Consider the following 12,009-nt stretch of genomic DNA (forward strand, 5'->3'; position numbering starts at 1 on the left):
TAACAATTGCCGCTAATGCATTACCAACAACATTAACAACTGTTCTACCCATATCTAAAATACGTTCAACACCCATAATATAACCAATACCTTCAAGTGGAATACCAACACTACCAAGTGTTGCTGATAGAACTAAAATAGAAGCACCTGGTACTCCAGCAATTCCTTTTGAAGCAATCATTAATGTTATTACAATGATTATTTGATCTAAGATACTTAAATCCATACCAAATAACTGTGCTAAGAAGATAACCGTGATACTTTGGTATAATGTCGAACCATCAAGGTTAAATGAATATCCAGTAGGAATAACAAAGCTTGTGATCGCTTTTGGTGCTCCATAGGCTTCCATCTTTTCAATGATTTTTGGTAATGCTGTTTCTGAACTTGCTGTAGAAAAAGCAATAACTAATTCTTCCTTCAATATTTTTAATAAAGTAAAAATATTGAATTTACATAGTTTACAAACTGCACCTAATATCACTAATGTAAAAATGATCATTGCGGAATATACAGTTAGAATCAGTTTTAATAGTGGTAGTAAAGAAGCAAAGCCATATTTAGCTACAGTTACGGTAATTAATGCAAATACACCAATTGGAGCATAACGCATAATCATATTGGTCACTTTAAACATAGTATCTGAAACTACTTTCAAAAAGAACACAAATGGTTCGCGTTGTTTATCTGGTAAAGACATTAAACCTAAACCAAAAAATACACAGAAGAAAATAACCGGTAAAACTGCACCATCCGTCATTGCTTTAAATATATTTGCTGGAATCATGTCTAAAATCATGACAATCAAACCGTGAGGTTTGCCACTTAACTCTTCAGCTGCTTTAGTATATTTACTAATATCAGTTGTAGCTAAAGTTGAAGAGTCAATACCAGCACCGGGTGCAAAAACATTACCCCATAAAAGACCTAATAAAATAGCAATTGTTGTAATAATTTCGAAATAAAGAATGGTTTTAAATCCTAATGTTCCTAAACGTTTAGAGCCACCAATTCCAGCAATACCTAATGTCAGTGTACTAAGTATAATTGGTAAAACGATCATCTTAATTAAACGAATAAAAATATCACCTGCTGGTTGGAAAATATTAACAATTGAAAATTGGTAATATGAATGTAACGCATGATTAGGATCTGCTAGTTCATATAGAAAAGCACCAACAGCTACACCTAAAATCAAGGCAATTAATATTTGCCATGCAAGATTAGTTAAGATTTTTTTTATTAAGAAAGACATGTAATTCTATTCCTTTTCACTGTTTTAGAAAATAAAAAAGGATTAGTCTGTGTGGCTAATCCTTTTTTATAATTAAAATTATTGTTCGGATTCTTGGTTTGAATCATTACTATCCTCACTCTGTGGCGATAGTTCCGATTCAACATCATCCTCTGTTTCAGCAATTCTTTGTAATCCAACAACTTTCTCATTTTCAGCTGTTCGGATCAACGTAACCCCTTGCGTGTTTCGTCCAACAACACTGACTTCTGATACTCGAGTTCGTACTAAAGTTCCAGCATCAGTAATTAGCATGATTTGGTCGGTTTCTTCAACCTGCACTGCACCAACTACAGCACCATTTCGTTCACTCACTTTAATAGAGATTACGCCTTTCGTTGCTCTTGATTTAGTTGGATATAACTCTTGTTCAGTACGTTTACCATAACCATTTTGAGTTGCTGTTAAAATTGTACCATTACCACGAGGGACGATAAGTGATACAACTTTATCATCGCCTTCTAATTTAATACCTCGAACACCTGTTGCTGTTCTACCCATACAACGGACTTTATTGGCAGGGAATCGTACAACTTTACCATTAGCTGAGAATAACATAATGTCTTCAGTATTGGAAATTTGTGAGACTTCATCACCATCGTCAAGCTCATCAATAATAGCATCATCATTGAGTTCTTCATCATCAACAATATCTGCTGTTTCGTTACTGGTTAAATCAACGCCAATTAACTCATCATCATCACGTAAGTTAATGGCAATAATGCCACCACTTCTCGGACGACTAAATTCAATTAATGAAGTTTTCTTAACCGTACCTTGAGCTGTCGCCATAAACACACAATGCTCATCATCAAATTCACGAACAGGTAGAATCGCGGTAATACGTTCATCTGCTTCCAATGGTAATAAATTAATAATTGGACGACCACGTGAGCCTCGACTGGCCTCTGGTAATTGATAAACTTTCATCCAATATAATCTGCCACGACTTGAGAAACAAAGAATCGTGTCATGAGTATTTGCAACCAATAATTTTTCGACAAAATCTTCTTCTTTAATTTTCGTTGCCGATTTACCCTTACCGCCTCGGCGCTGAGCTTCATAATCGGATAACGGTTGGTATTTTACATAACCTTGATGAGAAAGTGTAACTACAACATCTTCTTGAGCAATAAGATCCTCAATATTGATATCCGCACTACTTGCTGTAATTTCAGTTCGTCTTGCATCTTGGAATTGATCTCGAATAGCTTCAAGCTCTTCGCGAATAACTTCCATTAATCTTTCTGGACTCGCTAGAATATGTAATAAACCAGCAATTTGAACTAATAGTTCTTTATATTCATCAAGAATTTTCTCGTGTTCAAGTCCTGTTAGACGATGTAATCGAAGATCTAAAATTGCTTGGGCTTGAGCTTCAGAAAGATAATAATGGCCATCACGAATACCAAACTCAGGCGCTAAATCTTCAGGACGAGCGGCATCATTACCCGCTTTTTCAAGCATTGCCGCAACATTACCTAGTTGCCAAGCTTGCGATAATAATTTAGCTTTCGCTTCAGAAGGAGTCGCCGCAGCACGAATTAATTCAATAACAGGATCAATATTAGCCAATGCTATCGCTAAACCTTCCAACACATGTGCTCGTTCACGAGCTTTGCGAAGTTCATAGATAGTTCGACGCGTTACGACTTCACGGCGGTGAAGAACAAACGCTTCGATCATTTCTCGTAAGTTTAATAGTTTCGGTTGACCTTTATGTAAGGCAACCATATTAATCCCGAAAGAAACCTGTAGTTGAGTTAATGAGAAAAGATTATTTAAAACAACTTCGCCAACTGCATCACGTTTGATTTCAATAACAATGCGCATACCATCTTTATCTGATTCATCACGCAATGCTGAAATACCTTCAACTTTTTTGTCTTTAACTAGCTCAGCTATTTTTTCGATCAGTTTTTTCTTATTAACTTGATAAGGGATCTCATTAACAATGATCGTTTCACGACCACTATGATCATCTACTTCAATGGTCGCCTTTGAACGAATATAAATAATGCCACGGCCAGTTCGATAAGCATTTTCAATACCTTTACGGCCATTAATTAAAGCAGCAGTAGGAAAATCTGGACCATGAATATATTCCATTAATCCATCAACAGAAATATTTTCATCCTCAATAAATGCTAAGCAACCATTGATAACTTCTGCTAGATTATGAGGAGGGATATTGGTTGCCATACCAACAGCAATACCTGACGAACCATTAATTAATAAATTAGGAATGCGAGTTGGCAACACATCAGGAATCATTTCTGATCCATCGTAGTTTGGTGAAAAATCTACTGTTTCTTTATCTAAATCAGTTAATAATGCACCGGCAAACTTTTGCATACGAATTTCGGTATAACGCATTGCTGCCGCCGAGTCACCATCGACAGAACCAAAGTTACCTTGGCCATCAACAAGCATATAACGTAATGAAAATGGTTGTGCCATACGAACAATAGTATCATAAACAGCAGAATCACCATGTGGATGATATTTACCGATTACGTCCCCAACAACACGAGCAGATTTTCGGTAAGGTTTATTCCAGTCGTATCCAGCTTCATGCATAGCGAATAAAACCCGTCTATGAACAGGTTTGAGTCCATCGCGGACATCAGGTAAAGCTCGCCCGACAATAACAGACATCGCATAATCAAGATAAGAGGATTTTAATTCGTCTTCAATATTGACGGGGGTTATTTCTTTGGCTAGTTCGGTCATAACACCAGGTTCTCTTATTAACTTAAATCTTAAAATAGTTCATAATTATAGCATAAAATCGCTATTAATGCAGAACAAAACTATTTTTATTTCAACTTATTCTGTATGAATAAACAATGTATTTTCAATTAATTGGCTTAAACAGTTTAAAATCATTGCATGCATTTCATAGGCCATCACCTTTTTGTAAGATGGAATTCTAATTTCAATATCATTTTGCCCAAGTAATCCGATCACTTCTCCACCATCAAATGCAGTTAAGGCAACAATTTTCATATCTTTAATTACGGATTCTTGAACAGCACGAATAATCGAACGGCTATTACCTTCACAAGTTGAAATAACTAAGATATCACCTTGTTGCCCTAAAGCTTGAATTTGTCGAGCATAGATTTCTTCGTGATTAGATATCGCACTTAACAATACATTATCAGATACTAATGCAATAGCCGGAATACTCGGTCTTTCAATATCAAGACTGGTAATTAACCGAGAGGTAAAACTTTGTATATTTGCGGCAGCTGAGCCATTACCACATCCCATAATTTTATTACCATTAAGTAATCCTTCAACGATAATATTAGCAGCTTTTTCAATTGAAGAGCCTAGAGATTCGGCCATAACAATTTGAGTTTGAATACTTTCAGTAAAATAATTTTTTATTAAATCTTGCACGTTTTTCACCTGATCATTAAAACGCATTAATTATCCATTTTTGACTTTTTCCCGTTATGGCAAAAACATCAAACCTAAACTCTGTATCTTCAATATTTAATTTATTTTTTAACATCCAATGTTGAGCAGCCTGTTTAATTCTGTTTTGTTTAGTGAGCGAAATAGTCATTTCAGCCTCGCCAAAATTAGCATTTTTTCGATATCTAACTTCAACAAAAACAAGACAACTCTTATCTCGCATGACTAAATCAATTTCACCGATTCGATATAAGCTATTTTGATCAAGTAACACAAGTCCTTGATTGGCTAAAAATTGGCAAGCAATATGTTCATAATGCTTGCCGATATCTTTAGTTTTCGTTCTGTTCCGAGGACGATTGGGATGTAACATAGGCATATTGTTGCCATGCAAGTGTTCGAGTCACTTCACATTGATTACTGGTTGATAATTTACCAGTCATTCCATCTAAAAAATTAGGTTGATAAGAGTCTAATTGATTAAAACGATTAGCTAATCGCCACGCATCGATTCCCATAGCGTATAATCGTGTTAAAGAATAATCTTTTTGAATATTGCTAGGAATCACTGCCGTTGTCTTTTCTGATGAATTAATAATCAGAGGAATGTCAGAATATTCCGTTTGATTCATATCATAATAAAAGTCATTCGAAGCATTTGCCACATGACTTTTAGAACTTGAATAAAGCGCTATTGGTGAAGAACCATTACCTACTGTCTTACCCGCCCCCATATCTAGCATTGGTTTTATCAAGGTTAATTCGTCATAAGATGCATAAATATAAATTGCATCAAATCCAGAAGACGAACCATTTGAGGTCATTGAGGCCGAACCATCATCACTATTAAATGCAATCGGACTACCGGTTAAACTTATTCCACTACTATGATTAATATTGGCGCGTAAAGTATTTAAATTACCAACATATTGTACATAAGCTTGTGAGCCATTAGAAATTTGCGACCATTGCTTAGCAAAGCTTTGGGCTACACGCCTACCCAAATCATTTTGTGGTATAACTAACAATGGCTTTTGTTTATTTTGAGCAAAAATATGGTCAGCCGCATCCTTTGCTTCATCTTCAGGAGATAACGCAAAAAAGCACATTTTGTTAGCGGAAACTGTTCCATCATCAACCTTATTCAATGCTAGAACTGGGATATTAGGTGCTAACTGCTTTATTTTACTCACTTCAGACTTCAATAATGGACCAACGATTAAATCGACATTTTGTTCTTGCGCTTGCTGAATTAAATTATCCATTGGTACTGACGTTGTATCTAAAACAATAACATTTTGTTGTGGTTCTTGAGGATAGAACTTAACTGCATCAACATATCCTTGACGAATAGTATTACCAAATATTCGAGAAGATCCATTCAGAGGTAATAGTAAAGCTACTTTTTTGGCATTAGCATTATCAACCGCAAGTGTTTGTTCACCTGTTATAATCGCAACAATATTTTGTGCAGGATGATCGGGATATTTTGCAGCCCAATCCAAAATAGCTTGTTTTAGTTGATTTTTACGATTTGTATTTTTCGCTTCAAGCACTTCTGGACTATCACCGTCTTGAATAGAAATTTGTCTATTATTACTTTGATATGTATAACTTAAATCAATCCAACCTTTCAATATGAAGTCATTTTCAAGTACGGCAATTTTACTTAGTTGATTTGTCGATAATTTGCTAAAGAAATTCCAGGTATTATTTAAAATTTGTTTTTTTAATTTTTCAGGTGCAAATTTTTGTAAAGACAAATAATCATTCGCTTGTTCATTAATCTTTTTAGCTTTTTTGTCTAAGGCTAATTTGATTGAATAATAACGATATGATTGTGAATCATTTAATTTCTCGATAGATAATTGGCTAAGATTAAATGGTTGCCCTTTTCTAGCTGCTATTTCACCTTGAGATAATAATTGGTCTTTTTGTTGTTCTACATTAAGATTAGCTGGTAGTTGAGATAATAATTTATTTGCTTGAGAAAGTTTATTCTCGTTTATTAATGCTCTTATTGCCAATAACTGCCAATCGATTTTAGCACTTCCTGAGCTAGTATCTACCTGCGACAAATAATAATTGGAGTCTTTAGTTTCATCGTATTTACCGCTTTTTGATGAGCTAAGATGACATCCAACTAAAAGTGAAAATAATGCTAAAATAACAATAGCATAAAAGGATTGTTTTAATTTCATAACCATTCTCTTATAATTTCTCATCCCCAAATTCGCTGTACATGTACAGTAACTTCTTCACGATCATGAAAAAGTTGCTTAGCCTGAATTTGTACATTTATTTGGCTGTTATTTAGTTCTTCTATTAGTAATTGTAAATTTTGTTTTACTTCTTCATAACGTTTTTTCATTGGTAGTTTGAGATTAAAAATTGCCTCTCTACACCAACCATTAATTAGCCATTTAGCTATTAACTCTGTTACTTTGGCTGGTTTTTCAACCATATCACACACCAACCAATAAATATTATGCTTTTTAGGTATAAATTTAAAGCCATCTTCACGATAATGTTTAACTTGTCCTGTTTCCATTAATTTTTCATTCATAGGACCATTATCTATAGCATATACCATCATACTTCTTTTGACCAATTGATAAGTCCAACCGCCTGGACACGCTCCTAAATCAACAGCGTTTAAACCACCTTTAAGTCGTTCATCCCATTCTTCATAAGGAATAAAAATATGAAAAGCTTCTTCCAATTTTAATGTTGAACGACTTGGTGCATCAGATGGAAATTTTAACCTCGGTATACCCATATAAAAAGGAGAGTTATTTTGACTCAGAGAATAGCCAACATAACAGCTATTATTATTGATAAATAATAAATGAATAACTGGTCTAGATGGATTTTGTACTTTTAACAAAAGACGTTTGTTACGTAATGCCTGGCGAAGTGGAACAGTAAACTTTCGGCAAAATCCTGCTAATTGTTTACCTTCATTAGTATCTGCCACTTCAACACGTAAATCACCAGCTTTATCAACAATACCAGATAAAAAATTAATTATTGGCGTAATACGATCTTCTGTTGGTAAATCAGCCAATAATTCACCAGCAACAAACATTTGTCTGGCAAAAATAAGTGTTCGAAAAGGAATTTCTTTAATCAATAATTGAGCGTCACCATCTTGATAGCATTCAAATATCACATAACCGATGTTTTCTTTGACTTTGGCAAATCCAAATATCTCTTTTTGTGCGGCTCTATCTGTTATTTCTGCTGCACATTCTTTTTCAAATCCTGGTCGACAATACAAAATTATTTTGTTCAGTTTTTGCATATTCTTTCTTTCAATTATTTGAAAATATTATAAAGTTATCAAATTAATCTGATTGGACTTCATTTGTATATAAAGGCGCTTCACCTTTAGGTCGAGTTTTGAATCGTCGATGTAACCACATATATTGTTCTGGTGCTTTTAATATTTCGTGTTCAATCGCTTTGTTCATAAAAGTAGCCGCTAGCACATCATCATCTATAGGATAGCCTTTAAGCTCAGGTGTAACGTAAACAGTATAGTGCCCATTCTTTTCTCGTTTAGGGGTGAAAGGAATAATTGCAGGCTGACTTAATTTAACTAAAATTCGAGTTCCAATGGTCGTTGCTGCTTTTTCTACCGCAAAGAGTGGCGCAAAAACGCTATTCTTAGGACCATAATCATGATCTGGCGCATACCAAAGCAGTTCACCATTCTTTAAGGCTCTTATCATGCCTTTAGTATTATAGCGATCTAACATATATTTATTCGATTTTAAACGCCCTTTTAATTGTACATAATCCATAACAGGGTTGTCGTTTGGTCGATAAACACCTACACCTGGATGACTCATACCTAAAATACGTGCACCTAGTTCTAGCGTTAAAAAGTGAATACCAATTAATAAAACACCCTGTCCGGACTGTTGTATCTGAGTGATATGTGAATCACCTTCAATTGAAGAGTGTTTTTTAAGTCTTTTGTCGGACCAGAACCATGCCATACCAGTTTCAAATATAGCAAGTCCTGTGGAAATAAAATTATCTCTTAATATTTTATCTCGTTCTTGTTCGGATTTATCAGGAAAGCATAATTTTAAGTTTTGCCTTGCGGTCTCTTTACGCTTGCCAATTAATTTCATCGAAAGTAATCCTAAACCTTTCCCTAATTGATAAATAACCGGATATGGCAGTAAAACGATCAAATATAAAATAAAAATGCCAAACCAGGTTAACCAATAGCGAGGATGTAATAATCGTTTTGTAAAAATAGGATGAATTTCTTGATTTTGACTCATATTAAGATTAAATAACCATTTAAACAAAGTTAGTCATTATATACCAATATCTTCAGTTATGCGGCAGAAAAATAAAATAATCAAAGATAACTAAACTTCTTATCACGAAGTTGTTTGAAAAGATTACATAAAAAAACACATATTAAGGATTAAATTGATTAATCCCTAATAATCAATTTTTACTTATAATTTAGAAAAAATATACCCTAAAAGAGTATTTCTCAAAATTTGTTAAGCTTTAAATTGCTACTGGCGCTTTTATTGCTGGATAAGGATCGTAATCAACAATTTCAAAATCTTCAAATTCATAATCAAAAATTGTAGGTGGTCTGCGTTTAATTACAAGCTTAGGCAATGGTTTTGGCTTACGGCTTAATTGTAAATGTGTTTGCTCCATATGATTGGAATACAAATGGGTATCGCCACCTGTCCAAACAAAATCACCAACTTCTAAATCGCATTGTTGAGCAATCATATGAACTAATAACGAATAACTAGCAATATTAAATGGTAATCCTAGGAATACGTCACATGAACGTTGATAAAGTTGACATGACAGCTTACCTTGAGCTACATAAAATTGAAACAGAGCATGACAAGGTGCTAACGCCATTTGATCAAGCTCACCAACATTCCATGCCGAAACTATCATTCTTCTAGAGTCTGGATCATTTTTAATTTGTTCGATTAGTTGCGAAATTTGATCTATTTGTCGACCATCCGCAGCTCCCCAAGCGCGCCATTGTTTGCCATAAACAGGACCAAGATCACCATTTTTATCGGCCCATTCATCCCAAATTGTTACTTTATTATCTTTTAAATAATTAATATTAGTATCACCTTTAAGAAACCAAAGTAACTCGTAGATAATTGAACGTAAATGACATTTTTTTGTGGTCACTAATGGAAAACCATCTTGCAAATTAAATCGCATTTGATGACCAAAGATCGATAAAGTCCCTGTACCTGTTCTATCCGATTTAGCCGTTCCTTCGTTTAAAATTTTTTGCATTAGTGATAAATACTGTTTCATTTTTTAATAGCCTTATTGTTAAATCTATATGCATATAAAAGCATCAAGATACCACCAATGATCATAGGGAGACAGAGAATTTGTCCCATACTGATTATATTTAAAAATAATCCTAATTGTTCATCGGGTTGTCTAAAGAACTCAATTATAAACCTAAATATGCCATAACAAACTAAAAATAGTCCTGAGACTGCACCAACTGGACGAGGTTTGCGAATAAATAAATTTAAAATAATAAATAATACTATACCTTCAAATACCATCTCATAAAGTTGTGAAGGGTGACGAGGTAAAACACCGTTTAATTGGCTGTATAAGGAAAACCATTCTGGATTTGCTTGAACAAACATAAAATCAGCATGTGATGAAGTAGGGAATAACATACCGATTGAAGAATTAGTTACTCGGCCCCACAGTTCACCGTTAATAAAATTACCAAATCGGCCAAACATTAAACCAAGCGGTACTAATGGAGCTACAAAATCAGCTACTTGCATAAAGGTCTTTTGTGTTTTTTTAGCAAAGATAGCAATAACACAAATGGCACCAATCAAACCACCATGGAAAGACATTCCTCCTTCCCAAACTCTGAATAGAATAGCGGGATCTTCACAAAATGCATCAAAATTATAAAATAATACATAACCTAATCGCCCACCAATAAAGAGGCCTAAAAAACCCCAGAACAATAGGTTTTCAACTTGTTGTGATGTCCAATTGCTATTGGGTTTATTAGCTCGACGTTTAGCTAAAAACAAAGCACCAAGCACACCAAATAGGTACATTGCACCATACCAATGTAATGAAATAGGTCCGATTGAGAAAGCAATTGGATCAAAATTGGGAAATTGTAAAAATTGATTCATTTTTTAATACGCTGTTTATTTTTTCGTTTGTGAGCAAAGAAGTTAAACCGTTTTTTCTTAGAAAGATTTGTTACAGGTTCTTCTACTTCAGATTGTATAGTAAATGCAGGCAAAGAAAACTCCTTCATTGCTTTGCGATATACATCACGCTTAAAAGCAATAACCTGTCGTATAGGATACCAATAACTTACCCATTTCCAATCATCAAACTCAGGAGTTGAAGACATATTTAAATTAATAACTGACGTATCAGAAATTAATTCTAATAAAAACCACTTTTGTTTTTGACCGATACATACCGGCTGATTATCCCAACGAATCATACGTTTTGGTAATTTATACCTTAACCAACCATTGGTAACCGATAAAATTTTAACGTCTTTAGGTAGTAATCCTACTTCTTCATTTAGTTCACGAAACATTGCCTGTTCTGGCGTTTCATTAAGTTTTATTCCGCCCTGAGGAAATTGCCAAGAGTTTTGCCCATAACGCCGAGCCCAAAGCACTTGACCATACCTGTTACAAATAACTATTCCTACATTTGGACGGTAGCCATCATTATCGATCACTGACTACCTCAAAAAATTTATTTTTATATTGTTGAATTGTTTCATACATACAACAATAAATAAATAGGAAAATGATACTAATAGAATAAATATAATATCATACAGTCGATTTTGGTGATAATTTAATAATTGTCATAATAGTAATTATCGTGAAGGTAACCTCTATAGCTAAACTATCTAAAGAGCCTATCCATAAGCTATATATTATCCATAAAATACTACTTAGTAATATTAACAATCGTATATTATGTTGTTCAACATCCAAATAATACAATTTAACAATTAATTACGGGATTGTTGTATATTTTTCAATAAAATCAGAACCCAAAAACTGATACAGAAAATTTAGATTATCCATTGTCTACTATTCAGGGAAATAACTCTGAAAAATAATTAACAAAAATACATTAATCCTAGAAAGCAAAAAAGCCCAGCATCGCTGCTGGGCTCGTGTATTTAAAAGTCTGGCGGCACCCTACTCTCACATGGGTAATACCCACACTACCATCGGCACTACGGCGTT

The 12,009-nt window shown here is 34.1% G+C and carries 11 protein-coding genes; all 11 read right to left on the minus strand.

Going from position 1 to position 12,009, the window contains the following annotated elements:
• The coding region (locus H3T56_RS11455; RefSeq protein WP_198193075.1) for a cation:dicarboxylate symporter family transporter at positions 1–1,243 on the minus strand (1,243 nt) is incomplete at its 3' end.
• A gap of 90 nt (positions 1,244–1,333) precedes the next feature.
• Positions 1,334–4,027, minus strand: a complete 2,694-nt coding sequence (gene gyrA / locus H3T56_RS11460; RefSeq protein WP_198193070.1) for a DNA topoisomerase (ATP-hydrolyzing) subunit A — start codon at positions 4,025–4,027, stop codon at positions 1,334–1,336.
• Positions 4,028–4,123: 96 nt separating this feature from the next.
• Positions 4,124–4,702, minus strand: coding sequence for an SIS domain-containing protein (locus H3T56_RS11465; protein ID WP_065578308.1), 579 nt, complete (start codon positions 4,700–4,702; stop codon positions 4,124–4,126).
• A gap of 16 nt (positions 4,703–4,718) precedes the next feature.
• The gene (locus H3T56_RS11470) at positions 4,719–5,099 is read right to left on the minus strand and encodes a YraN family protein (protein ID WP_198193071.1); all 381 of its coding nucleotides are present in this window, start codon (positions 5,097–5,099) and stop codon (positions 4,719–4,721) included.
• Positions 5,053–6,921: a penicillin-binding protein activator gene (locus H3T56_RS11475; protein ID WP_198193072.1), complete on the minus strand. Its 1,869-nt coding sequence runs from the start codon at positions 6,919–6,921 to the stop codon at positions 5,053–5,055. The genes H3T56_RS11470 and H3T56_RS11475 overlap by 47 nt, the downstream gene beginning before the upstream one ends.
• A gap of 20 nt (positions 6,922–6,941) precedes the next feature.
• Positions 6,942–8,015 carry a 23S rRNA (cytidine(2498)-2'-O)-methyltransferase RlmM gene (gene rlmM, locus H3T56_RS11480; RefSeq protein WP_198193077.1) on the minus strand — a complete coding sequence of 358 codons (1,074 nt, stop codon included), beginning with the start codon at positions 8,013–8,015 and terminating at the stop codon, positions 6,942–6,944.
• A gap of 52 nt (positions 8,016–8,067) precedes the next feature.
• On the minus strand, positions 8,068–9,018 hold the full coding sequence (locus H3T56_RS11485; protein WP_198193073.1) for a Kdo(2)-lipid IV(A) acyltransferase: 951 nt from the start codon (positions 9,016–9,018) through the stop codon (positions 8,068–8,070).
• 238 nt (positions 9,019–9,256) lie between these two features.
• On the minus strand, positions 9,257–10,051 hold the full coding sequence (gene thyA / locus H3T56_RS11490; protein ID WP_198193074.1) for a thymidylate synthase: 795 nt from the start codon (positions 10,049–10,051) through the stop codon (positions 9,257–9,259).
• Entirely contained in the window at positions 10,048–10,917 is an 870-nt protein-coding gene (lgt, locus tag H3T56_RS11495; protein WP_065578250.1) for a prolipoprotein diacylglyceryl transferase, read from the minus strand. The genes thyA and lgt overlap by 4 nt, the downstream gene beginning before the upstream one ends.
• Positions 10,914–11,486: an RNA pyrophosphohydrolase gene (gene rppH, locus H3T56_RS11500; protein ID WP_065578249.1), complete on the minus strand. Its 573-nt coding sequence runs from the start codon at positions 11,484–11,486 to the stop codon at positions 10,914–10,916. Before rppH ends, lgt begins: the two co-directional genes overlap by 4 nt.
• A gap of 97 nt (positions 11,487–11,583) precedes the next feature.
• On the minus strand, positions 11,584–11,760 hold the full coding sequence (locus H3T56_RS11820) for a YgjV family protein (protein ID WP_199283329.1): 177 nt from the start codon (positions 11,758–11,760) through the stop codon (positions 11,584–11,586).
• Positions 11,761–12,009: the final 249 nt, after the last annotated feature.

Origin of the sequence: Gilliamella sp. W8123 (assembly GCF_016101085.1) — a bacterium.
Classification (GTDB): Bacteria; Pseudomonadota; Gammaproteobacteria; order Enterobacterales; family Orbaceae; genus Gilliamella; species Gilliamella apis.